Origin of the sequence: Flavobacterium sp. SLB02 (assembly GCF_009664855.1) — a bacterium.
GTDB lineage: Bacteria > Bacteroidota > Bacteroidia > Flavobacteriales > Flavobacteriaceae > Flavobacterium.
The window spans coordinates 5,962,783-5,982,792 of record NZ_CP045928.1 but is presented as its reverse complement, the minus strand read 5'-3'; the positions used below and the strand labels follow the sequence as shown (position 1 = coordinate 5,982,792).

The 20,010-nt window shown below is 34.8% G+C and carries 33 protein-coding genes; all 33 read right to left on the bottom strand.

Annotated elements, in window-relative coordinates; all coding sequences use genetic code 11:
* Nucleotides 1–67: 67 nt before the first annotated feature.
* Nucleotides 68–1,003, bottom strand: a complete 936-nt coding sequence (gene ctlX / locus GIY83_RS23000; RefSeq protein ID WP_208683628.1) for a citrulline utilization hydrolase CtlX — start codon at nucleotides 1,001–1,003, stop codon at nucleotides 68–70.
* Between the two features lie 71 nt (nucleotides 1,004–1,074).
* Nucleotides 1,075–1,989: a dimethylarginine dimethylaminohydrolase family protein gene (locus GIY83_RS22995; protein WP_208683625.1), complete on the bottom strand. Its 915-nt coding sequence runs from the start codon at nucleotides 1,987–1,989 to the stop codon at nucleotides 1,075–1,077.
* A gap of 65 nt (nucleotides 1,990–2,054) precedes the next feature.
* Nucleotides 2,055–3,332 carry a citrate synthase gene (locus tag GIY83_RS22990; RefSeq protein WP_194617160.1) on the bottom strand — a complete coding sequence of 426 codons (1,278 nt, stop codon included), beginning with the start codon at nucleotides 3,330–3,332 and terminating at the stop codon, nucleotides 2,055–2,057.
* Nucleotides 3,333–3,487: 155 nt separating this feature from the next.
* Entirely contained in the window at nucleotides 3,488–4,780 is a 1,293-nt protein-coding gene (gene eno / locus GIY83_RS22985) for a phosphopyruvate hydratase (protein ID WP_194617159.1), read from the bottom strand.
* Between the two features lie 102 nt (nucleotides 4,781–4,882).
* A complete protein-coding gene (gene carA, locus GIY83_RS22980; RefSeq protein ID WP_208683623.1) occupies nucleotides 4,883–6,001 on the bottom strand; it encodes a glutamine-hydrolyzing carbamoyl-phosphate synthase small subunit in 1,119 nt (372 codons plus the stop codon).
* A gap of 248 nt (nucleotides 6,002–6,249) precedes the next feature.
* Nucleotides 6,250–6,741 carry a 50S ribosomal protein L17 gene (gene rplQ, locus GIY83_RS22975; RefSeq protein WP_029272056.1) on the bottom strand — a complete coding sequence of 164 codons (492 nt, stop codon included), beginning with the start codon at nucleotides 6,739–6,741 and terminating at the stop codon, nucleotides 6,250–6,252.
* Nucleotides 6,742–6,777: 36 nt separating this feature from the next.
* Nucleotides 6,778–7,770, bottom strand: coding sequence for a DNA-directed RNA polymerase subunit alpha (locus GIY83_RS22970; protein WP_026109818.1), 993 nt, complete (start codon nucleotides 7,768–7,770; stop codon nucleotides 6,778–6,780).
* Nucleotides 7,771–7,791: 21 nt separating this feature from the next.
* Nucleotides 7,792–8,397, bottom strand: a complete 606-nt coding sequence (rpsD, locus tag GIY83_RS22965; RefSeq protein WP_026982953.1) for a 30S ribosomal protein S4 — start codon at nucleotides 8,395–8,397, stop codon at nucleotides 7,792–7,794.
* A 95-nt stretch (nucleotides 8,398–8,492) separates the two neighbouring features.
* Complete coding sequence (rpsK, locus tag GIY83_RS22960) at nucleotides 8,493–8,876, bottom strand: 30S ribosomal protein S11 (protein ID WP_007803677.1); 384 nt, start codon at nucleotides 8,874–8,876, stop codon at nucleotides 8,493–8,495.
* An 8-nt stretch (nucleotides 8,877–8,884) separates the two neighbouring features.
* Entirely contained in the window at nucleotides 8,885–9,259 is a 375-nt protein-coding gene (gene rpsM, locus GIY83_RS22955) for a 30S ribosomal protein S13 (protein ID WP_007803675.1), read from the bottom strand.
* A gap of 2 nt (nucleotides 9,260–9,261) precedes the next feature.
* Entirely contained in the window at nucleotides 9,262–9,378 is a 117-nt protein-coding gene (gene ykgO / locus GIY83_RS22950; RefSeq protein ID WP_072945378.1) for a type B 50S ribosomal protein L36, read from the bottom strand.
* A 12-nt stretch (nucleotides 9,379–9,390) separates the two neighbouring features.
* Nucleotides 9,391–9,606, bottom strand: coding sequence for a translation initiation factor IF-1 (gene infA / locus GIY83_RS22945; protein WP_007136545.1), 216 nt, complete (start codon nucleotides 9,604–9,606; stop codon nucleotides 9,391–9,393).
* Nucleotides 9,607–9,613: 7 nt separating this feature from the next.
* The gene (gene secY / locus GIY83_RS22940) at nucleotides 9,614–10,960 is read right to left on the bottom strand and encodes a preprotein translocase subunit SecY (RefSeq protein WP_065450858.1); all 1,347 of its coding nucleotides are present in this window, start codon (nucleotides 10,958–10,960) and stop codon (nucleotides 9,614–9,616) included.
* 13 nt (nucleotides 10,961–10,973) lie between these two features.
* Entirely contained in the window at nucleotides 10,974–11,426 is a 453-nt protein-coding gene (gene rplO, locus GIY83_RS22935; RefSeq protein ID WP_017495009.1) for a 50S ribosomal protein L15, read from the bottom strand.
* 11 nt (nucleotides 11,427–11,437) lie between these two features.
* Nucleotides 11,438–11,620 carry a 50S ribosomal protein L30 gene (rpmD, locus tag GIY83_RS22930; protein WP_017495010.1) on the bottom strand — a complete coding sequence of 61 codons (183 nt, stop codon included), beginning with the start codon at nucleotides 11,618–11,620 and terminating at the stop codon, nucleotides 11,438–11,440.
* A 12-nt stretch (nucleotides 11,621–11,632) separates the two neighbouring features.
* Nucleotides 11,633–12,157 (bottom strand): 30S ribosomal protein S5, encoded by a 525-nt coding sequence (gene rpsE / locus GIY83_RS22925; RefSeq protein WP_085950926.1) that lies wholly within the window; start codon nucleotides 12,155–12,157, stop codon nucleotides 11,633–11,635.
* Nucleotides 12,158–12,160: 3 nt separating this feature from the next.
* Nucleotides 12,161–12,511, bottom strand: a complete 351-nt coding sequence (gene rplR, locus GIY83_RS22920) for a 50S ribosomal protein L18 (protein WP_056245956.1) — start codon at nucleotides 12,509–12,511, stop codon at nucleotides 12,161–12,163.
* Nucleotides 12,512–12,522: 11 nt separating this feature from the next.
* Complete coding sequence (rplF, locus tag GIY83_RS22915) at nucleotides 12,523–13,065, bottom strand: 50S ribosomal protein L6 (protein ID WP_042565877.1); 543 nt, start codon at nucleotides 13,063–13,065, stop codon at nucleotides 12,523–12,525.
* Nucleotides 13,066–13,083: 18 nt separating this feature from the next.
* Nucleotides 13,084–13,482 (bottom strand): 30S ribosomal protein S8, encoded by a 399-nt coding sequence (gene rpsH / locus GIY83_RS22910; protein WP_017495014.1) that lies wholly within the window; start codon nucleotides 13,480–13,482, stop codon nucleotides 13,084–13,086.
* Nucleotides 13,483–13,586: 104 nt separating this feature from the next.
* Nucleotides 13,587–13,856, bottom strand: coding sequence for a 30S ribosomal protein S14 (rpsN, locus tag GIY83_RS22905; protein ID WP_007803655.1), 270 nt, complete (start codon nucleotides 13,854–13,856; stop codon nucleotides 13,587–13,589).
* 3 nt (nucleotides 13,857–13,859) lie between these two features.
* A complete protein-coding gene (gene rplE / locus GIY83_RS22900; protein WP_035619635.1) occupies nucleotides 13,860–14,411 on the bottom strand; it encodes a 50S ribosomal protein L5 in 552 nt (183 codons plus the stop codon).
* 2 nt (nucleotides 14,412–14,413) lie between these two features.
* Nucleotides 14,414–14,728: a 50S ribosomal protein L24 gene (rplX, locus tag GIY83_RS22895; protein WP_007803650.1), complete on the bottom strand. Its 315-nt coding sequence runs from the start codon at nucleotides 14,726–14,728 to the stop codon at nucleotides 14,414–14,416.
* An 11-nt stretch (nucleotides 14,729–14,739) separates the two neighbouring features.
* Complete coding sequence (gene rplN, locus GIY83_RS22890) at nucleotides 14,740–15,108, bottom strand: 50S ribosomal protein L14 (protein WP_007803649.1); 369 nt, start codon at nucleotides 15,106–15,108, stop codon at nucleotides 14,740–14,742.
* 2 nt (nucleotides 15,109–15,110) lie between these two features.
* Nucleotides 15,111–15,371 (bottom strand): 30S ribosomal protein S17, encoded by a 261-nt coding sequence (rpsQ, locus tag GIY83_RS22885; RefSeq protein WP_007803646.1) that lies wholly within the window; start codon nucleotides 15,369–15,371, stop codon nucleotides 15,111–15,113.
* A gap of 17 nt (nucleotides 15,372–15,388) precedes the next feature.
* Nucleotides 15,389–15,580 carry a 50S ribosomal protein L29 gene (gene rpmC / locus GIY83_RS22880; RefSeq protein ID WP_007803639.1) on the bottom strand — a complete coding sequence of 64 codons (192 nt, stop codon included), beginning with the start codon at nucleotides 15,578–15,580 and terminating at the stop codon, nucleotides 15,389–15,391.
* A 13-nt stretch (nucleotides 15,581–15,593) separates the two neighbouring features.
* Complete coding sequence (rplP, locus tag GIY83_RS22875) at nucleotides 15,594–16,019, bottom strand: 50S ribosomal protein L16 (RefSeq protein WP_007803637.1); 426 nt, start codon at nucleotides 16,017–16,019, stop codon at nucleotides 15,594–15,596.
* 19 nt (nucleotides 16,020–16,038) lie between these two features.
* Nucleotides 16,039–16,800 (bottom strand): 30S ribosomal protein S3, encoded by a 762-nt coding sequence (gene rpsC / locus GIY83_RS22870; RefSeq protein ID WP_007803635.1) that lies wholly within the window; start codon nucleotides 16,798–16,800, stop codon nucleotides 16,039–16,041.
* Between the two features lie 5 nt (nucleotides 16,801–16,805).
* Nucleotides 16,806–17,219, bottom strand: a complete 414-nt coding sequence (gene rplV / locus GIY83_RS22865) for a 50S ribosomal protein L22 (RefSeq protein ID WP_007803631.1) — start codon at nucleotides 17,217–17,219, stop codon at nucleotides 16,806–16,808.
* A gap of 6 nt (nucleotides 17,220–17,225) precedes the next feature.
* The gene (rpsS, locus tag GIY83_RS22860; RefSeq protein ID WP_012022488.1) at nucleotides 17,226–17,504 is read right to left on the bottom strand and encodes a 30S ribosomal protein S19; all 279 of its coding nucleotides are present in this window, start codon (nucleotides 17,502–17,504) and stop codon (nucleotides 17,226–17,228) included.
* A gap of 6 nt (nucleotides 17,505–17,510) precedes the next feature.
* Nucleotides 17,511–18,335, bottom strand: a complete 825-nt coding sequence (gene rplB / locus GIY83_RS22855) for a 50S ribosomal protein L2 (RefSeq protein WP_007803623.1) — start codon at nucleotides 18,333–18,335, stop codon at nucleotides 17,511–17,513.
* 9 nt (nucleotides 18,336–18,344) lie between these two features.
* Nucleotides 18,345–18,635 (bottom strand): 50S ribosomal protein L23, encoded by a 291-nt coding sequence (gene rplW / locus GIY83_RS22850; RefSeq protein WP_017495018.1) that lies wholly within the window; start codon nucleotides 18,633–18,635, stop codon nucleotides 18,345–18,347.
* 7 nt (nucleotides 18,636–18,642) lie between these two features.
* A complete protein-coding gene (rplD, locus tag GIY83_RS22845) occupies nucleotides 18,643–19,272 on the bottom strand; it encodes a 50S ribosomal protein L4 (protein ID WP_065450855.1) in 630 nt (209 codons plus the stop codon).
* On the bottom strand, nucleotides 19,272–19,889 hold the full coding sequence (rplC, locus tag GIY83_RS22840; protein WP_007803612.1) for a 50S ribosomal protein L3: 618 nt from the start codon (nucleotides 19,887–19,889) through the stop codon (nucleotides 19,272–19,274). The genes rplD and rplC overlap by 1 nt, the downstream gene beginning before the upstream one ends.
* Between the last annotated feature and the right edge of the window lie 121 nt (nucleotides 19,890–20,010).

Sequence of the window (20,010 nt, the reverse complement as noted above, 5' to 3'; positions counted from 1 at the left end):
ACTCGCCACTATTTGCCTTTTCTATTTTTAATGCATTTTTACTAAAGCATTATTCTAAAAACGAACTTTAACTTCTTGGAAGAAAAACTTCTGCCATCATGCATCTTGCACTTCCGCCACCACAAGCTTCAATCGTATCAAGGCTTGAACTTAAAATTTCAGCATGATTCTCTAATTGAGCAATTTGCTTTGGGGTTAAACTTTGATGTGCCGACGCGCTCATAACGATATATTTCTTATCATTTGTACCTCTAACTTCAAGCATATTACCGGCAAAGTTATTTACCTGAGCCTCGGTTATTAGAATAATTTCTTTTTTATCGGCTTTTAAATTCTCCAAAACCATTTTACGCTCTTTTTTATCATCTATAGAATCTGCACAGATAACAGCAAAAGTTTCTCCCAGGCACATCATTACATTGGTGTGATAGATTAGTTTACGTTCTCCCTCGACAGTCTGGAAAGCTTCAAAAATAACTGGAGCATAGTCAAAATCTTCACAAAATTCGATAAACAATTCTTCATCAGCACGAGGGGATAATGCACAGTACGCTTTTGCATTTGCACGGTCCAAAAGCAAACTACCTGTTCCTTCCAAGAAAAAACCATCTTCTTCTGCCGATGTATAATCCATTATATTAGCTATTTCGAATCCTTTATCTTCAAGAGTACCCAAAATATCTTCTCGACGTTCCTGGCGACGATTTTCTGCAAACATAGGATAAAGGGCTACATCTCCATTTTCATGAAAAGAAACCCAATTGTTTGGAAAAATGCTATCCGGTGTATCTGTTTCCAAATTATCATCAATAACGGTAACATCAACCCCAGCAGCTCTTAATTTTTCTACAAAAACATCAAATTCCTGTTGTGCTTTTGCATTTACTGTACTTGGCAAAAGTCCGTCTAATACTTTTTGGTAATAATTATTTACAGCCGTTTGCTCATTCATTCTAAAAGCAACTGGCCTAATCATTACAATTGCATTTGTCGTTTGTTTCATAATCTTTATATTTTTTTTTGTTTCAGGTCTAAATTTTCAGGTTACTTCAGTTTGAAACTTGAAACAAATATTTAATCTCTAATTAAAGGCAAAGTCGAACATCTCAGCAAACCTTCCTGTTTTGCAATTTCAGCATACGGAATTTCTTCTACTGTAAAACCTTTTGAACGTAGCCAATTGTTTAATCTTGTGAAATTTTTCTCTGAAACAACTACATTTTCATCGATAGAAAATACGTTAGAAAACATGTTGTACATTTCGTTTCTTTCGATATGAAATAAGTTTTCTTTTCCAAAAAGATTAACCAAATACATATAATCAGCTTCTTCACGGAAACCTCTTTTATAAATAATCCCCTTATCTTTTCCAACTGGCTGAAAACAGCAATCCAGATGCAATGCATTATCACGCGCTTCGATTTTAGATTTCACCAAATCAAACTCTTTTACGATTTTATTTGGGAATAATTCTTTGATGAAATTTACACCCTGCATATTGGTTCTTGCCGTAATGTAATCTTTATAGTCACTTCCTTTGTAAGTCCCAATAAAGATATGATCATTCCAAAGCATAACATCTCCGCCTTCGATATGAACTTGCTCTGGGGGACGAACAACCTTTAGCGGATCCATTTGATCAATTATATATTGAATCGCATCTAATTCGCGTTCTCTCTCAGGAAGAATATTTGATTTCACAAAAGTATCATCTATTACAAAACCTATATCTCGCGCAAAAATCTGATTGTAGTTTTCAATCATTTCAGGACGATACACCTTTACATCATATTTTTGAAAAACGGCATTAAAAGCATCCATCTCAGCAACCATATCTTTTTCTACAGGATATGTGCCTGCTTTAATATGTTCCAATGATTTCGGATCATAGGCTTCCTCTAAAGATGGAGTTGGCCCATTATGAACAGCAGAACCCAAGACTACAGCACGCAATCTTGAGGTTTCGTTCTTTATATTTAATTGCAACATAACTTTATTATATTTTGGCCAAAGATAAAAAAAGCTTCACAGTTAAGTGAAGCTTTAAAATATTTTTATTTGTTCGACTTAAAGTCTCTGAGCGGGTGCCCAGTATAAATTTGTCTTGGTCGGCCAATTGGTTCTTTATTCTCACGCATTTCTTTCCATTGCGCGATCCATCCTGGTAATCTACCAATAGCAAACATTACCGTAAACATATCTGTAGGAATACCTAATGCTCTGTAAATAATTCCAGAATAGAAATCTACGTTTGGATATAAGTTTCTTGATTTGAAGTACTCATCTTCTAAAGCTGCTGTTTCTAATTTTTTAGCAATCTCTAAAATAGGATCTTCAACTCCTAAAGTTTCCAAAACTTCTTTAGCTGCTTTTTTGATTATTTTAGCTCTTGGATCAAAGTTTTTGTAAACTCTATGTCCGAATCCCATTAAACGGAAAGGATCGTTTTTATCTTTCGCTTTCGCTAAAAATTTATCAGTATCTCCACCGTCTTTATTAATTTCTTCTAACATTTCAAGCACTGCCTGATTTGCACCTCCGTGAAGTGGTCCCCAAAGTGCAGAAACTCCTGCAGAAATAGAAGCAAATAAACCAGCATGAGATGACCCAACCATTCTTACCGTAGATGTGGAACAGTTTTGCTCGTGATCTGCATGAAGAATAAACAATTTATCTAATGCAGCTACGATAACAGGATTCGCAGCGTAAGGTCCTGTAGGCAATTTAAACATCAATTGCATAAAGTTCTCTACATAACCTTGTGTATTGTCATAATAGTTCAACGGATAACCCATAGTTTTTCTATAGGTCCAGGTTGCAATTACAAGAAATTTACCCATTGTTTTGCAAATGGCCTCGTACATTTCTTTTTCATTATCAACATTTACCGCTTTTGGGTTAAATGCAGTTAATGCACTTGTCAAGGCTGACAAAACTCCCATTGGGTGCGCTGTTTTAGGAAAACCATCAATGATATTTTTCATTTCTTCGTTTACCAAAGTATGTTTTTTAATACCATTTTCAAACTGCTCTAATTGTTGAGCCGTTGGCAATTCACCAAAAATTAAAAGATAAGAGACTTCTAAGAAATTAGCTTTTTCAGCTAAATCTTCGATTGAATATCCTCTGTAACGTAAAATTCCTAATTCTCCGTCTAAGAAGGTGATTTCACTTTTGCAAGAACCAGAATTTTTATATCCAGGATCCAAAGTAATAATACCAGTTAAATCACGTAATTTGTTAATATCGATAGCTGATTCATTTTCGCTCCCTGTAATTACCGGAAGTTCAATTTTTTGACCATCTACTTCTAATGTAGCTATTTTTGACATAATATATCGGAAATAAATCTTTAAAATAATAATTTATCAAATCTAAGGAATTTAAGACTAATTAAAAAAAGAATCCTGCTATGAATTTGTTAAAACTCCAAAAAAAAACCATTCGCATAAGCGAATGGTTTAAATTCAATATATAACTCTTACAATTATTTGATCTTGAAAGCGTTTAATCCAGGGAAATAAGCAGTACTTCCTAACTCTTCTTCGATTCTTAATAATTGATTGTATTTTGCCATACGATCAGAACGAGAAGCAGAACCTGTTTTGATTTGACCACAGTTTAAAGCTACAGCTAAATCAGCAATTGTATTATCTTCTGTTTCTCCAGAACGGTGAGACATTACCGAAGTATACCCTGCATTTTTGGCCATATTTACAGCTGCAATAGTTTCAGTTAAAGTACCAATTTGATTTACTTTTACCAAGATTGAATTTGCAATTCCTTTTTCGATTCCAGTTGATAAACGCTCAACATTAGTAACAAACAAATCATCCCCTACCAATTGAACTTTGTGTCCAATTTTTTCAGTTAAATATTTCCATCCATCCCAGTCATCTTCGTACATACCATCTTCGATAGAAATAATTGGATATTTAGCAGCAAGTTCAGCTAAATAATCAGCTTGCTCTTCAGAAGTTCTGATTTTTCCAGTTTCTCCTTCAAATTTAGTATAATCGTATTTACCGTTTACATAAAACTCAGAAGCAGCACAGTCAAGAGCAATTACAATTTCGTCACCAAAAGTATATCCTGCTTTTTCAACAGCCAGCTTAATAGTATCTAAAGCATCTTCAGTACCACCAGCCAAGTTTGGAGCAAAACCACCCTCGTCACCTACAGCAGTACTTAAACCTCTATCGTGTAAAACTTTTTTCAAACTATGAAAAATTTCAGTTCCCATTTGCATAGCGTGTGAGAATGAAGTTGCCTTTACAGGGAAAATCATAAACTCCTGAAATGCGATAGGCGCATCAGAGTGTGAACCTCCATTGATTATATTCATCATTGGTACAGGTAGTGTATTGGCAGAAACTCCACCAACGTATCTGTATAATGGCAATCCAAGTTCGTTAGCAGCAGCTTTTGCAGCAGCTAAAGAAACTCCTAAAATTGCATTAGCACCTAATTTAGATTTGTTTGGAGTTCCGTCTAAATCGATCATTAACTGATCAATTGTATTTTGTTCGAAAACGGAAGTCCCCACTAGTTCTTCAGCAATAACAGTATTTACATTGTTCACTGCATTTAAAACTCCTTTTCCCAGGAATGCTTTTCCCCCATCACGTAATTCAACAGCCTCATGTTCTCCAGTTGAAGCTCCAGATGGAACAGCAGCTCTTCCTAAAACTCCATTTTCAGTAACTACATCAACTTCAATAGTTGGATTACCTCTAGAATCAAAAATTTGTCTTGCGTGAACTTTTATTATAATACTCATTATTTTTGTTTTTTATTAATAAATTATAAATATTTTTCGAAATTATAAAAATATTCAATATTAAATACCACATTTAACAATTAAATATCTTTATTTTATTAACTACATCGTTTTAGCAGAAGCCCCTTTTATATTCTCAACAAACTGATCGAATAAATAAGAAGAATCATGTGGTCCGGGACTAGCTTCAGGATGATATTGTACTGAAAAACAATTCTTATTTTTCATGCGCATACCTGCAACAGTTCCGTCATTTAAATGTAGATGTGTGATCTCTAAATCAGGATGATTATCTAATGCCTCTTTGTTTACAGCAAAACCGTGGTTTTGAGAAGTGATCTCTCCTTTACCTGTAATAAGGTTCTTAACCGGATGATTTATTCCGCGGTGACCATTAAACATTTTATAAGTCTGAACACCATTTGCCAAAGCAATTACCTGATGTCCTAAACAAATTCCAAACAAAGGATTATCATTAGCTAAAATTTCTTTTGCTACTTCAATAGCTCCAAAAAGCGGATCAGGATCTCCAGGGCCATTTGACAAGAAGTATCCATCGGGATTAAACTCCGCTAAATCTTTATAAGTAGAGTTGTACGGGAAAACTTTAATATAACAATCTCTCTTGGCAAGGTTTCTTAAGATATTCTTTTTGATTCCAAGATCTAAAGCTGAAATTCTATAAGTAGCATTTTCATCTCCAAAAAAATAAGGCTCAGTAGTTGAAACTTTTGACGCCAACTCTAAACCTTCCATGTTTGGCACATTTGCCAATTCTTTTTTAAGATCTTCAACCGAAGTTCCATCTGTACAAATAACAGCATTCATTGCGCCATTATCACGAATGTAGCTCACTAGCGCTCTGGTATCAACATCAGAAATACAGATTAGGTTTTGTTTAATAAAATAATCTTCTAAACTTCCTGAAGAATCTTCTCTTGAGTAGTTAAAACTAAAGTTTTTACAAACTAATCCGGCAATTTTAATGCTATCCGATTCAACTTCTAAATCATTAACACCATAATTTCCAATGTGAGGATTAGTTGCCACCATAATTTGACCAAAGTAAGAAGGATCAGTAAAAATTTCCTGATATCCGGTCATTCCAGTATTAAAACAAACTTCACCAAAAGTTTTACCGCTAATTCCGATAGATTTTCCGTGAAAAATAGTTCCATCACTTAGTAATAAAATGGCGCTTTGTCGTGTAGTGTATTTCATTATTTAATTTGTATTGTTTTTAATCGTCTTATAAAACCCTCTAAGCTTGTTTTAATTTGTAACTAGATATTTTGCAAATTTACTTCTTTAAAACAGTGCCTCCAAGATTTTTTAAAAAATTCATTGATAAAATTAAAACCTAAGTTTTAAAATAAGTTACATTTCAAACTTTTTAAAAAAAATCAAAAAAAAAGGATAAACTAAAAATTAGCTTATCCTTGATTTCTATAGAATCATTACTTTCATAATTATTCAGAAGCTTCAGTAGTCGATTCTGATTCAGCAGCTGGAGCTTCAGGAGTAGTCTCCTCAGCTTTTTTTGCTTTACCACCACGACGGCTTTTTGCTTTTTTAACTTCTTTTTTACCGCCATTGTAAAGTTCATTGAAATCTACAAGTTCGATCATTGCCATATCAGCATTATCTCCCAAACGATTTCCAACTTTAATGATACGAGTGTATCCACCTGGACGGTCTCCAACTTTAGCAGCTACGTCTCTGAACAAGTCAGTTACCGCATATTTACTACGTAAGTAAGCAAAAACAATACGACGGTTGTGAGTCGTATCTTCTTTTGATTTTGTAATTAAAGGCTCAACGAATTGTTTAAGCGCTTTAGCTTTAGCAACAGTAGTATTAATACGTTTGTGCTCAATAAGAGAACAAGCCATATTAGCTAGCATAGCTTTTCTATGTCCAGTCTGTCTGCTTAAGTGATTGAATTTTTTTCCGTGTCTCATTGCTATTTTAAATTTAATCCCGCAAGCGGGATTGAATTATTCTTTATCTAATTTGTATTTAGCTAAGTCCATTCCGAAAGTTAAATTCTTAACAGCTACAAGTTCATCTAGCTCAGTTAAAGATTTTTTACCAAAATTACGGAATTTCATTAGGTCATTTTTATTGAACGATACTAAATCACCAAGTGTATCAACTTCAGCCGCTTTCAAGCAATTTAATGCTCTCACAGATAAATCCATATCAACAAGCTTAGTTTTAAGCAATTGTCTCATATGCAATGACTCTTCATCATACGATTCTGTTTGTGCAATTTCGTCAGCCTCGAGTGTAATTCTTTCGTCAGAAAATAACATGAAGTGGTGAATTAAAACTTTAGCAGCTTCAGTAAGAGCATCTTTAGGATTAATAGATCCATCAGTTTTAATTTCAAAAACTAATTTTTCGTAATCTGTTTTTTGCTCAACACGGAAGTTTTCAATTGCATATTTTACATTTTTTACCGGAGTAAAAATAGAGTCTGTAAAAATGGTACCAATTGCAGCGTTCTGTTTTTTGTTCTCCTCAGCAGGAACATATCCTCTACCTTTTTCGATTGTTAAATCGAAGTTCAATTTGATTTTAGAATCTAAATTACAGATAACAAGGTCTGGGTTCAGCACTTGGAAACCTGAAATAAATTTTTGAAAATCACCTGCTGTTAGTTGATCTTTACCAGAAACAGAAATTGTAACTGCTTCATTATCGATATCTTCAATTTGACGTTTGAAACGCACTTGTTTTAGATTAAGGATAATTTCGGTAACATCTTCAACAACACCTGAAATAGTAGAAAACTCATGATCTACACCTTCGATACGAACAGATGTAATTGCATAACCTTCTAATGCTGAAAGCAAAACTCTTCTAAGTGCATTACCAACTGTCAATCCATAACCAGGTTCTAAAGGTCTAAATTCGAATTTACCTTCAAAATCGGTTGAATCGATCATGATAACTTTATCGGGCTTTTGAAAATTAAATATTGCCATAAATTTCGACTAAGTCAATTATTATTTGTTGTACAACTCTACGATTAATTGTTCTTTAATGTTTTCTGGAATTTGAAGTCTTGCAGGTACAGAAACGAAAGTTCCTTCTTTAAGATCATTGTTCCAGGTAATCCATTCATAAACATGACTTGAATTTGATAAAGAACGTTCGATAGCTTCTAAAGATTTAGATTTTTCACGAACTGCAACTTTATCACCAGGCTTAAGGTGGTAAGAAGCGATATTTACAACTTCACCATTTACAGTAACGTGTCTGTGAGAAACTAATTGTCTAGCACCTCTTCTAGAAGGAGCAATACCCATTCTAAAAACAACGTTATCTAATCTTGCTTCACATAATTGTAAAAGAACCTCACCAGTAACACCTTTAGTAGCTGATGCTTTTTTGAATAAATTTCTGAATTGTTTTTCTAAAATTCCGTAAGAATATTTAGCTTTTTGCTTCTCCATTAACTGAACAGCGTACTCAGATTTTTTTCCTCTTTTTTTAGCCATCCCGTGTTGTCCAGGTGGGTAATTTCTTTTTTCGAAAGATTTATCATCTCCGAAGATTGCTTCGCCAAATTTACGAGCAATTCTAGTTTTTGGACCAGTATATCTTGCCATTTCTAAAAAATTAAATTTAAGGTAGAGATTATGAATTCAGGTCAAATCCTTCGATAATCTATATTCTACCTTGTTTATACTATGAATAAATAAAATTAAACTCTACGTCTTTTTGGAGGACGACATCCGTTGTGAGGCATTGGAGTAACATCGATAATCTCTGTAACTTCAATTCCACCGTTATGAATAGAACGAATAGCAGACTCACGTCCGTTTCCTGGTCCTTTTACATAAACTTTTACTTTTTTAAGTCCAGCCTCAAGAGCTACTTTACTACAATCTTCTGCTGCCATTTGGGCTGCGTATGGAGTATTCTTTTTAGAACCTCTGAAACCCATTTTACCAGCTGAAGACCAAGAAATAACTTCACCTTTTTTGTTTGTCAAAGAAATGATGATGTTATTGAAGGTAGCAGAAATATGAGCTTCTCCCGTTGATTCAACGATAACTTTACGTTTTTTTGCAGTTGCTTTAGCCATATTACTTATTATTTAGTTGCTTTTTTCTTGTTAGCAACAGTTTTTCTTTTACCTTTTCTTGTTCTAGAGTTGTTTTTAGTTCTTTGCCCTCTTAACGGAAGACCAGATCTATGACGGATACCTCTGTAACAACCAATATCCATTAAACGTTTGATGTTTAAAGAAACTTCAGAACGTAATTCTCCTTCAATTTTGTAAAATGAAACTGCATCACGAATCGCTCCGATCTCATCATCATTCCAATCTTGAACTTTTTTATCTTGGCTAACTTGAGCTTTTTCTAAAATCTCAATAGCTCTACTTCTTCCTAATCCAAAGATATAGGTAAGTGCTATAACACCTCTTTTATTTTTTGGGATATCTACCCCTGCTATTCTTGCCATAATTATCCTTGTCTTTGTTTAAATCTAGGATTCTTTTTGTTTATTACGTACAATCTCCCTTTTCTACGCACAATGATGCACTCGGGACTTCTCTTTTTTACTGATGCTCTAACTTTCATAGTGAATATCCTTTAATATCGATAAGTAATTCTTGCTTTTGACAAATCATAAGGACTCATTTCTAGTTTCACTTTATCACCAGGTAATAACTTGATGTAATGCATACGCATTTTACCAGAAATATGAGCAATTACGATATGTCCATTTTCTAACTCTACACGGAACATCGCATTTGATAATGCTTCGATGATTGATCCGTCTTGTTCTATTGCTGATTGTTTTGCCATATAAAAATTAAGCTACTGCTTTTCTATTTTTACCAGTCTTCATTAAACCATCATAATGTTTGTTTAACAAGTATGAATTGATTTGTTGAATAGTATCTATTGCAACTCCAACCATAATTATTAACGAGGTACCTCCAAAAAACATTGCCCAAGATTGTTGTACATCCATAATACTTACAACAATAGCTGGGAACACAGCAATCAAAGCAAGGAATAAAGATCCTGGGAAAGTTATTAAAGACATCACTTTGTCAAGAAATTCTGAAGTTTCAGCTCCTGGACGAACGCCTGGAATAAAACCACCACTTCTTTTCAAATCATCGGCCATTTTGTTAGTAGGAACTGTAATTGCAGTATAGAAGAATGTAAATACAATAATTAAAGTTGCAAATACAAAGTTATACCAAAATCCGAACATATTACTAAACGCGCCAACAATAGATTGTGATGTGTCTGATTTAGACAATCCAGCTACAGCTGCAGGTATAAACATAATTGCCTGAGCAAAAATGATTGGCATAACCCCGGAAGCATTAAGCTTAAGAGGAATCCATTGTCTATTACCACCTGCCAAATCTTGTTCGTAATCCCCACTTGTTGTACGACGAGCGTACTGAACAGGAATTCTACGTACTGCCATTGTAAGCAATACACAAGAAATGATTACTAATAACCACACAATAATTTCAATAACTAACAACATCGGACCTCCATTGTTATTGGTAACTCTGGTTGTAAATTCTTGTATAAAAGCTTGCGGTAAGCGAGCTAAGATACCAACCATAATCAATAATGAAATTCCATTTCCAATACCTTTATCAGTAATTTTTTCTCCAAGCCACATAGCAAAAATTGTACCTGTAACTAAGATAATAACAGACGAAAACAAAAATTCAGGTGAATTAAAGCCTAGTAAGAATGCACTTCCAGGTAACGTTCTGTATAAATTATAGATATAAGTTGGACCTTGAACCAGTGTAATAGCTATAGTCAACCAACGAGTGATTTGATTAATCTTTTTTCTACCACTCTCTCCATCGTTTTGAAGTTTTTGCAAATAAGGAATAGCAATTCCCATTAACTGAACAACAATAGATGCAGAAATATAAGGCATAATTCCTAAAGCAAAAACTGAAGCTTTAGAGAAAGCACCTCCTGTAAACATGTCTAGGATAGATCCTAAACCATTTTTAGTTTGTCCCGCTAAACCTGTTAATTGAGTTGCGTCAATTCCAGGTAGCGTTACGTGTGCACCAAAACGATATACTAAAAGCAATCCTAATGTAATTAAGATTCTGTTTTTCAGTTCTTCGATTTTCCAAACATTACTTATTGATTCAATAAATTTCTTCATCTTAGTAGATAAGTTATATAGTTACAGCTTCTCCTCCAGCAGCTTCAATAGCAGCTTTTGCAGTAGCGGTAAATTTGTGGGCAGTTACTTTTAATTTTGCTTTCAATTCTCCTCTACCTAAAATCTTAACGATTTCATTTTTGGTAGCAAGACGATTTGCTACGAAATCTGTCATTGAAACAGAATCAGTAATCACACCATTGTCTACTAATAATTGAAGCGTATCTAAATTAACACCTTCGTATTCTTTACGATTGATGTTTGTGAAACCAAACTTAGGTACACGTCTTTGAAGTGGCATTTGCCCTCCTTCAAAACCAATCTTTTTAGAATAACCAGAACGAGATTTTGCTCCTTTGTGACCTCTTGCAGAAGTACCACCTTTTCCTGAACCTTCTCCTCTACCTAATCTTTTATTTTGATTGTGTGTTGACCCTTCAGCTGGTTGTAAGTTACTTAAATTCATAACAGTATTTGTTATTTAGCTTCTTCGACAGAAACTAAGTGTTTAACTTTGTTTATCATACCAAGGATAGCAGGATTTGAATCATGCTCTACAACTTGTCCCATTTTACGTAGACCTAAAGCTTCCAAACCTCTCTTTTGAGAAAGAGGACAGTTGATTTTGCTTCTTACTTGTTTTACTAATAATTTAGCCATAATTTCCTTGAATTAACCTTTAAAAACTTTTTCTAAAGAAACACCTCTTTGTTTTGCAACAGTGTGAGCGCTTCTCATTTGTAATAAAGCATCAAAAGTTGCTTTTACCACGTTATGAGGATTTGATGATCCTTGAGATTTAGATAATACATCGTGAATACCTACTGATTCAAGAACTGAACGAACAGCTCCACCAGCAATAACTCCTGTACCATGAGAGGCAGGAATTAAAAATACACGCGCACCACCAAATTTACCTTTTTGTTCGTGAGGAACAGATTGTCCGTTCAAAGGAATTTTTACTAAATTTTTCTTAGCATCTTCTACTGCTTTCGCAATTGCTTCAGAAACGTCTTTAGATTTTCCTAATCCATGACCCACTACTCCGTTTTCATCACCTACAACTACAATAGCAGAAAAACCGAAAGCTCTACCACCTTTTGTAACTTTAGTAACACGATTAACACTTACCAGACGATCTTTAAGTTCAAGACCACTTGGTTTTACCAATTCTACATTTTTGTATTTAGACATAATATATTAGAATTTAAGTCCAGCCGCTCTTGCGCCTTCTGCTAATGATTTAATACGACCGTGATACAAATATCCACCTCTATCAAAAGTGATGGTTTCGATCCCAGCTTTTAACGCTTTCTCTGCAACTAATTTTCCAACAGCAGCAGCGACTTCAACGTTAGTACCTTTTCCTATTTCTTTTTCTCTTGAAGATGCAGCTAAAATTGTAACTCCATTTACATCGTCAATAAGTTGAGCGTAAATTTCTTTGTTACTTCTAAATACAGATAGTCTTGGGTTAGTAGCAGTACCACTAATCGATTTTCTAATTCTGAATCTAATTCTCTGTCTTCTATCAGATTTTGTTAATGACATAATCTTATTTTTTAAGCTGATTTACCTGCTTTTCTTCTTAATACTTCACCCACAAATTTAACACCTTTTCCTTTGTATGGCTCAGGCTTACGGAAACCTCTGATTTTCGCAGCAACCTGTCCTAAAAGTTGTTTGTCAAATGATGTTAATTTTACGATAGGGTTTTTACCTTTTTCAGATATTGTTTCTAAAGCTACTTCTGGAGCAATTTCTAAAACAATATTGTGAGAATATCCAAGAGCTAAATCTAATTTTTGACCTTGGTTTGAAGCTCTATAACCAACTCCAACTAATTCAAGTTCTTTTGTAAAACCTTCAGACACACCAATTATCATATTATTGATTAATGATCTGTATAATCCGTGTTTTGCTCTTTGGTCTTTATGATCAGACGATCTTTCTAATAATACCTGATCGCCTTCAACTTTTACAGTAATGTCCGAAAACTCCTGAGTTAGTTGACCTTTTTTTCCTTTTACCGTAACGATACCGTCTTTAACTTCTACAGTTACTCCAGCAGCGATTACAATTGGGCTTTTACCTATTCTTGACATCTTATTTAGTCTTTAAAATTAGTATACGTAACAAATTACTTCACCACCTACATTTAATTGTTTCGCTTGCTTTCCAGTCATAAGACCTTTTGAAGTTGAAACAATAGCAATTCCTAATCCGTTAAGGATTCTTGGTAATTTGGCAGCACCTGCGTATTTACGTAAACCAGGTTTACTAATTCTTTGGATATCTTTAATTACTGGCTCTTTAGTATCTTTATCATACTTCAAAGCGATTTTGATTGAACCCTGAACAGAGTTATCCTCAAATTTGTAACTCAAGATATAACCTTGATCAAATAAGATCTTAGTTATTTCTTTTTTTAGATTAGATGCCGGAATTTCAACAACTTTGTGGTTTGCAGCCACAGCGTTACGAACTCTAGTCAAATAATCTGCAATAGGATCTGTATACATATGTATTTGATTGCGACTATGGTTTTCGGGAGGCACCCGCCTCCCGAACCTTTAATCAATTAAAATTATTTTTTGGTTTGCAAAAGTACTAACTTTTTGCGAGATTACCAAGATGCCTTTTTAACTCCAGGAATTAACCCATTATTAGCCATCTCACGGAAAGTTACACGTGAAATACCAAACTGACGGATATAACCTCTTGGTCTACCTGTTAACTTACAACGATTGTGTAAACGAACTGGTGAAGCATTTTTAGGTAATTTTTGTAGACCTTCAAAATCTCCAGCTTCTTTCAAAGCTTTTCTTTTCTCAGCATACTTAGCTACCGTTTTCTCTCTTTTCACCTCACGGGCTTTCATTGATTCTTTAGCCATGTCTTAATTCTTTTTAAAAGGTAATCCTAATTCAGCCAATAATGACTTTGCTTCCTTGTCTGTTTGAGCAGTAGTAACAAATGTAATATCCATTCCTGAAATTTTGTTTACTTTGTCAATATCAATTTCCGGGAAAATGATTTGCTCTAAAACTCCAAGATTGTAATTACCTCTTCCGTCGAAACCAGTAGCTTTGATACCACTAAAATCTCTAACGCGTGGTAAAGCAGAAGTAATAAGTCTATCTAAAAACTCATACATTCTCTCACCACGTAAAGTAACTTTTGCTCCAATAGGCATCCCTTTTCTCAATTTGAATGACGCAACGTCTTTCTTTGAAATTGTAGATACTGCTTTTTGTCCAGTGATCTTTGTTAACTCATCAACTGCATAGTCAATAAGTTTTTTATCAGATACAGCTGCACCAACTCCACGGCTCAAAACGATTTTTTCAAGTTTTGGAACTTGCATCACGTTTGTATATCCGAACTCTTCTTTAAGAGCAGAGATCACTCTACTCTTATATTCTTCTTTTAGTCTAGGTGTATATGCCATTACTATAGTACTTGATTAGATTTTTTTGAAAATCTTACTTTCTTATCTCCTTCTACTCTAATACCAACTCTAGTTGTTTCCTTAGTTTTAGGATCAATTAGTGAAATGTTAGATATTTGTATAGAAGCTTCTTTCTTAACGATACCACCTTGAGGGTTTTTAGCACTTGGTTTTGTATGTTTCGAAACCATGTTTACACCTTCAACTATCGCTTTATTTTTCTCACGGTAAACACGTAAAACTTTACCTTCAGCACCTTTATGGTCTCCAGCAATAACTCTTACGATATCTCCTGATTTTATTTTTAGCTTTATCATCTTAAAACGAATTAAAGCACTTCTGGTGCTAATGATACAATTTTCATGAATTGTTTTTCACGAAGTTCTCTTGCTACCGGACCAAAAACACGAGTTCCTCTCATTTCCCCTGCAGCGTTCAAAAGAACACATGCATTATCATCGAAACGGATATAAGAACCATCGGCTCTTCTCACTTCTTTTTTGGTACGTACAACAACTGCAGTTGAAACAGCTCCTTTTTTAACGTTACCGTTAGGAGTTGCATCTTTAATAGATACTACAATCTTGTCACCAACAGAGGCATACCTTCTTTTGGTACCTCCTAAAACACGGATAGTTAAAACTTCTTTTGCTCCCGTATTATCTGCTACTTTTAGTCTTGATTCCTGTTGTACCATAATTATTTAGCTCTTTCTAAGATTTCAACTAATCTCCAACATTTTGTTTTACTTAAAGGACGCGTTTCGCTAATTCTTACAGTATCTCCAATGTTACAGTCGTTTGTTTCGTCGTGTGCAACGTATTTCTTTGTTTTCAACACGAACTTACCGTATAATGGGTGTTTTACTTTTCTTACTTCAGCAATAACAATAGACTTATCCATTTTATTTGAAGTAACAACACCTATTCTTTCTTTTCTTAAATTTCTTTTTTCTTCCATCTTTCAGCAGAATACAATTATTGTAACTCTCTTTTAGTTAACTCTGTAGCCAATCTTGCAACTGTTCTTCTTACACTTCTAATTTGAAGTGGGTTCTCAATTGGAGAAATAGCGTGAGCCATTTTTAGGTCAGCATATATTTTCTTAGTTTGACTAAGTTTTTCTTGCAACTCCGCTGCAGAAAGATCTTTTATTTCTGATTGTTTCATAATATAAATTTAATTATGCTTCGAAATCTCTAGCAACGACGAATTTAGTTTTTACTGGAAGCTTTTGAGCTGCAAGACGTAACGCCTCTTTTGCAACTGATAAAGGAACTCCTCCAACTTCAAACATAATTCTTCCGGGTTTAACAACGGCAGCCCAATATTCAACGGCACCTTTACCTTTACCCATACGTACCTCAAGAGGCTTCTTAGTAATTGGTTTGTCTGGAAATATTTTGATCCATAATTGTCCTTCTCTCTTCATGAAACGAGTTGCAGCAATACGTGCAGCTTCGATTTGACGAGAAGTTAAGAACATTCCATCTTCATGTACAGATTTAATACCAAACATTCCATTAGAAAGTTCATGCCCTCTTTGAGAGTTACCTTTCATTTTACCCTTTTGTACCTTACGGTATTTTGTTCTTTTAGGCTGTAACATTTTTCTTTAGTTTAAAAATTTACTTTCTTTTACGAGCGTCTGGTTTTCCACCTTTATTAAAGGGCTTTCTGTCTCCTCTTGGAGAATCGCCACCTTTACCACCACCAGTTCCAGATTGTTTTTTATCCATTCCTGCAAGTGGAGAAAGATCTCTCTTTCCATAAACTTCACCTTTCATGATCCATACTTTGATACCCATTCTACCGTAAGTAGTGTGAGCTTCAGCCAAAGCATAATCAATATCAGCTCTGAAAGTTGATAGAGGAATTCTACCTTCTTTGAAACCTTCTGAACGTGCCATCTCAGCTCCGTTCAAACGACCAGAAATCAAAACTTTGATACCCTCAGCGTTCATACGCATAGAGGCAGCAATAGCCATTTTGATTGCACGTCTGTAAGAAATACGGCTTTCGATTTGACGAGCGATGCTTGTCGCCACAAGATAAGCATCTAATTCAGGTCTTTTGATTTCAAAGATGTTGATTTGAACCTCTTTGTCAGTAACTTTCTTAAGTTCTTCTTTTAACTTGTCTACCTCTTGTCCACCTTTTCCGATAATGATACCAGGTCTAGCAGTAGTGATAGTAACGGTTACAAGTTTCAAAGTTCTCTCGATGATTACTTTAGATACACTAGCTTTTGATAAACGAGCGTGGATATACTTTCTGATTTTGTGATCCTCGGCAAGTTTATCACCGTAATCATTTCCACCATACCAGTTTGAGTCCCACCCTCTGATGATACCAAGTCTATTTCCAATTGGATTTGTCTTTTGTCCCATGCTGCTTAAGAATTGCTTTGTGTGTTATTGATAGCTCCAAGCACGATTGTTACGTGATTAGAACGTTTTCTTATTCTGTGTGCACGACCTTGTGGAGCTGGACGAAGTCTTTTCAACATCATTCCACCATCTACTCTGATCTCCTTAACAAATAATCCAGCTTCTTCTAAATTACCTTCACTATTTTTTTGCTCCCAGTTGTTGATTGCAGATAATAATAGTTTCTCTAATTTTCTTGAAGCTTCTTTAGAACTAAATCTTAAGATGTTAAGTGCTCTTTCTACCTTCTGACCTCTTACCAAGTCCGCTACTAAGCGCATTTTTCTAGGTGAAGTAGGGCAGTTATTCAATTTTGCGAAAGCAATAGACTTATTAGCCTCTTTTCTCGCATCTGCTGTTTCTCTTTTACGAACTCCCATTGCTTCTTATTTTTTACCTTTATTTTTTGCTCCAGCATGACCTCTAAAAGATCTAGTTGGTGAAAATTCTCCTAATTTGTGACCTACCATGTTTTCTGTTACGTAAACTGGTACAAATTGACGACCGTTATGAACTGCGATAGTTTGTCCAACGAAATCCGGAGTAATCATAGAAGCTCTAGACCAAGTCTTCACTACACTATTTTTACCACTCTCTACGTTTTCCTGAACTTTCTTGTCTAACTTATAATGAACGAAAGGTCCTTTTTTTAATGAACGTGCCATATCTTATTATTTCTTTCTACGTTCTACGATATACTTGTTACTCGGGTTTTTCTTAGAACGAGTTCTATAACCTTTTGCTGGTATTCCATTTCTTGAACGTGGATGTCCACCAGAAGAACGTCCTTCTCCACCACCCATTGGGTGATCAACAGGGTTCATTGCAACAGGTCTTGTTCTAGGTCTTCTTCCTAACCATCTTGTTCTACCAGCTTTTCCTGATACAACTAATTGGTGGTCTGAATTAGAAACAGCTCCAATTGTAGCCGAACAAGTCAACAAGATTAATCTTGTTTCACCAGATGGCATTTTAATTGTAGCATATTTTCCATCTCTTGCCATTAATTGAGCAAATGTACCAGCTGAACGAGCGATTACCGCTCCTTGACCTGGACGTAACTCAATACAAGAGATTACAGTTCCTAAAGGAATTCTGCTTAAAGGCAATGTATTACCAATTTCAGGTTGAGATTCTGGACCAGAAACTAATTTCTGACCAACTTTCAATCCGTTTTGAGCAATAACATAAGTTTTCTCTCCATCAGCATAAGCTAATAAAGCGATAAATGCAGTACGATTTGGATCATATTCAATTGATTTCACAGTAGCCGGAATTCCGTCTTTAGTTCTTTTGAAATCAATGATACGATATCTCTGCTTGTGACCACCACCCGTATAACGCATGGTCATCTTTCCTTGACTATTTCTACCTCCAGAGTTTTTTATCGGCGCTATCAAAGAGCGTTCCGGCTTATCAGTTGTAATGGCGTCATAACCATTCACAACTCTAAATCGCTGACCTGGGGTAATAGGTTTTAATTTTCTTACTGACATTTTTCTATCTTAGATATTGTTGTAAAAATCAATTGTTTCTCCTTCTTGTACTTGAACAATCGCTTTTTTAATTGCATTTGTCTTTCCACTGATCAAACCACTTTTAGTGTATTTTGTAGTTCTATCCGGTCTTACGTTCATCGTGTTAACTGAAACGATAGTTACTCCATAAGCAGCTTCAACAGCTTTCTTAATTTGAACTTTGTTTGCTTTTTTGTCAACAACGAATCCGAAGCGGTTTAAAACTTCACTTTCTTTGGTTACTTTTTCTGTTACTATAGGTCTAATTATGATACTCATATTCCTATTATTTGCTTAAATTTTCTTCGATTAACTCCAAAGAACCTTCTAAAAGCACTAAATTGTTAGTGTTTAAAATAGCGTAAGTGCTTAATTCTGAGCTAGTTACGACATTAGAAGCCTTTAAATTGCGTGACGACAAATATACATTTTTATTTGACTCTCCCAACACAAATAGAGATTTTTTATTTTCTAACCCTAAAGCTTTCAAAACGTTAATGAAATTTTTAGTGTTTGGCGCTTCAAAATTAAAGTCTTCAAGAACAATGATATTCGACTCTTTTGCTTTGATTGAGAAAGCTGATTTTCTTGCCAATCTTTTCAAGCTTTTATTCAATTTGAATGAATAACTTCTTGGTCTTGGCCCGAAAATTGTTCCACCACCTTTAAACAATGGATTTTTGATACTTCCCGCACGAGCTGTACCTGTTCCTTTTTGTTTTTTAATCTTACGCGTACTTCCTGTCACTTCAGCTCTTTCTTTAGCTTTGTGAGTCCCTTGTCTTTGATTAGCAAGATATTGCTTCACATCAAGGTATACAGCGTGATTGTTTGGTTCAATTGCGAATACTGAATCAGAAAGTTGAACTTTTCTTCCAGTATCTTTTCCGTTGAAATCTAATACTTTTACTTCCATTACTTCTGAATGATTACATAAGAGTTTTTATGTCCAGGAACACATCCTTTAATAACAAGTAGGTTCTTTTCAGCAACCACTTTTAAAACTCTAAGGTTTTGAACTTTTACATTGTCTCCTCCCATTCTTCCAGCCATACGCATTCCTTTGAATACTCTAGATGGATAAGAAGAAGCTCCCACAGAACCTGGCGCTCTTAAACGGTTGTGTTGACCGTGAGTTGCTTGCCCAACACCACCAAATCCGTGACGTTTAACAACCCCTTGAAAACCTTTACCTTTAGATACACCTTGTACATCTACAAATTCTCCTTCAGCAAAAATAGAAACATCAATAAGATCTCCTAATTTTTGTTCAGTTGCAAAATCTTGAAATTCAACGACTTTTTTCTTAGCAACAGTTCCAGCTTTTTTAAAGTGACCTAAAGCCGCTTTAGTGGAATGTTTCTCGTTTTTGTCATCGAAACCAAGTTGCAACGCTTCGTACCCGTCAACACCTTTGGTTCTGACTTGGGTAACAACACACGGCCCAGCCTCGATTACCGTACAAGGAATGTTTTTCCCGTTTTCGTCGAAAATACTAGTCATGCCGATTTTTTTACCAATTAACCCAGACATAAATATTAATTATTAATTACTAAAATTCCCTTCAATTTGAAAATAACAGAAATTTCCAAACAGGGAGTGCAAAAGTATACATTAAAATTGAATATACCAAACAGTTAGAAAAATTAAATAG

Bases quoted from the DNA above. Each gene is read 5' to 3' on its own strand.
- rpsC (WP_007803635.1), bottom strand. From the start codon at position 16,800: ATGGGACAAAAGACAAATCCAATTGGAAATAGACTTGGTATCATCAGA.
- rplE (WP_035619635.1), bottom strand. From the start codon at position 14,411: ATGGCATATACACCTAGACTAAAAGAAGAATATAAGAGTAGAGTGATC.
- rplR (WP_056245956.1), bottom strand. From the start codon at position 12,511: ATGTCATTAACAAAATCTGATAGAAGACAGAGAATTAGATTCAGAATT.
- rpsN (WP_007803655.1), bottom strand. From the start codon at position 13,856: ATGGCTAAAGAATCAATGAAAGCCCGTGAGGTGAAAAGAGAGAAAACG.
- rplP (WP_007803637.1), bottom strand. From the start codon at position 16,019: ATGTTACAGCCTAAAAGAACAAAATACCGTAAGGTACAAAAGGGTAAA.
- rplN (WP_007803649.1), bottom strand. From the start codon at position 15,108: ATGGTACAACAGGAATCAAGACTAAAAGTAGCAGATAATACGGGAGCA.
- infA (WP_007136545.1), bottom strand. From the start codon at position 9,606: ATGGCAAAACAATCAGCAATAGAACAAGACGGATCAATCATCGAAGCA.
- GIY83_RS22990 (WP_194617160.1), bottom strand. From the start codon at position 3,332: ATGTCAAAAATAGCTACATTAGAAGTAGATGGTCAAAAAATTGAACTT.
- rpsQ (WP_007803646.1), bottom strand. From the start codon at position 15,371: ATGGAAGAAAAAAGAAATTTAAGAAAAGAAAGAATAGGTGTTGTTACT.
- ykgO (WP_072945378.1), bottom strand. From the start codon at position 9,378: ATGAAAGTTAGAGCATCAGTAAAAAAGAGAAGTCCCGAGTGCATCATT.
- rplD (WP_065450855.1), bottom strand. From the start codon at position 19,272: ATGGAAGTAAAAGTATTAGATTTCAACGGAAAAGATACTGGAAGAAAA.
- rplV (WP_007803631.1), bottom strand. From the start codon at position 17,219: ATGGGAGTTCGTAAAAGAGAAACAGCAGATGCGAGAAAAGAGGCTAAT.
- rplX (WP_007803650.1), bottom strand. From the start codon at position 14,728: ATGATAAAGCTAAAAATAAAATCAGGAGATATCGTAAGAGTTATTGCT.
- eno (WP_194617159.1), bottom strand. From the start codon at position 4,780: ATGAGTATTATAATAAAAGTTCACGCAAGACAAATTTTTGATTCTAGA.
- rpsH (WP_017495014.1), bottom strand. From the start codon at position 13,482: ATGTATACAGATCCTATTGCAGATTATTTGACTAGAGTTCGTAACGCT.
- rpsM (WP_007803675.1), bottom strand. From the start codon at position 9,259: ATGGCAAGAATAGCAGGGGTAGATATCCCAAAAAATAAAAGAGGTGTT.
- secY (WP_065450858.1), bottom strand. From the start codon at position 10,960: ATGAAGAAATTTATTGAATCAATAAGTAATGTTTGGAAAATCGAAGAA.
- rpmD (WP_017495010.1), bottom strand. From the start codon at position 11,620: ATGGCTAAATTATTAGTAAAACAAGTAAGAAGCAAAATCAACTGTCCT.
- rpsK (WP_007803677.1), bottom strand. From the start codon at position 8,876: ATGGCTAAAGCAACTGCAAAAAAACGTAAAGTTATCGTTGAATCAACG.
- rplB (WP_007803623.1), bottom strand. From the start codon at position 18,335: ATGTCAGTAAGAAAATTAAAACCTATTACCCCAGGTCAGCGATTTAGA.
- rplW (WP_017495018.1), bottom strand. From the start codon at position 18,635: ATGAGTATCATAATTAGACCTATAGTAACAGAAAAAGTAACCAAAGAA.
- ctlX (WP_208683628.1), bottom strand. From the start codon at position 1,003: ATGAAACAAACGACAAATGCAATTGTAATGATTAGGCCAGTTGCTTTT.
- carA (WP_208683623.1), bottom strand. From the start codon at position 6,001: ATGAAATACACTACACGACAAAGCGCCATTTTATTACTAAGTGATGGA.
- GIY83_RS22995 (WP_208683625.1), bottom strand. From the start codon at position 1,989: ATGTTGCAATTAAATATAAAGAACGAAACCTCAAGATTGCGTGCTGTA.
- rplC (WP_007803612.1), bottom strand. From the start codon at position 19,889: ATGTCTGGGTTAATTGGTAAAAAAATCGGCATGACTAGTATTTTCGAC.
- rpsS (WP_012022488.1), bottom strand. From the start codon at position 17,504: ATGGCACGTTCATTAAAAAAAGGACCTTTCGTTCATTATAAGTTAGAC.
- rpmC (WP_007803639.1), bottom strand. From the start codon at position 15,580: ATGAAACAATCAGAAATAAAAGATCTTTCTGCAGCGGAGTTGCAAGAA.
- rplO (WP_017495009.1), bottom strand. From the start codon at position 11,426: ATGAATTTAAGTAACTTACAACCAGCTGAAGGGTCAACACACAATCAA.
- rpsD (WP_026982953.1), bottom strand. From the start codon at position 8,397: ATGGCAAGATATACTGGTCCAAAAACTAGAATTGCTCGTAAATTTGGC.
- GIY83_RS22970 (WP_026109818.1), bottom strand. From the start codon at position 7,770: ATGGCAATATTTAATTTTCAAAAGCCCGATAAAGTTATCATGATCGAT.
- rplQ (WP_029272056.1), bottom strand. From the start codon at position 6,741: ATGAGACACGGAAAAAAATTCAATCACTTAAGCAGACAGACTGGACAT.
- rplF (WP_042565877.1), bottom strand. From the start codon at position 13,065: ATGTCAAGAATAGGTAAAAGCCCAATTGTAATCGCTGCTGGAGTAACT.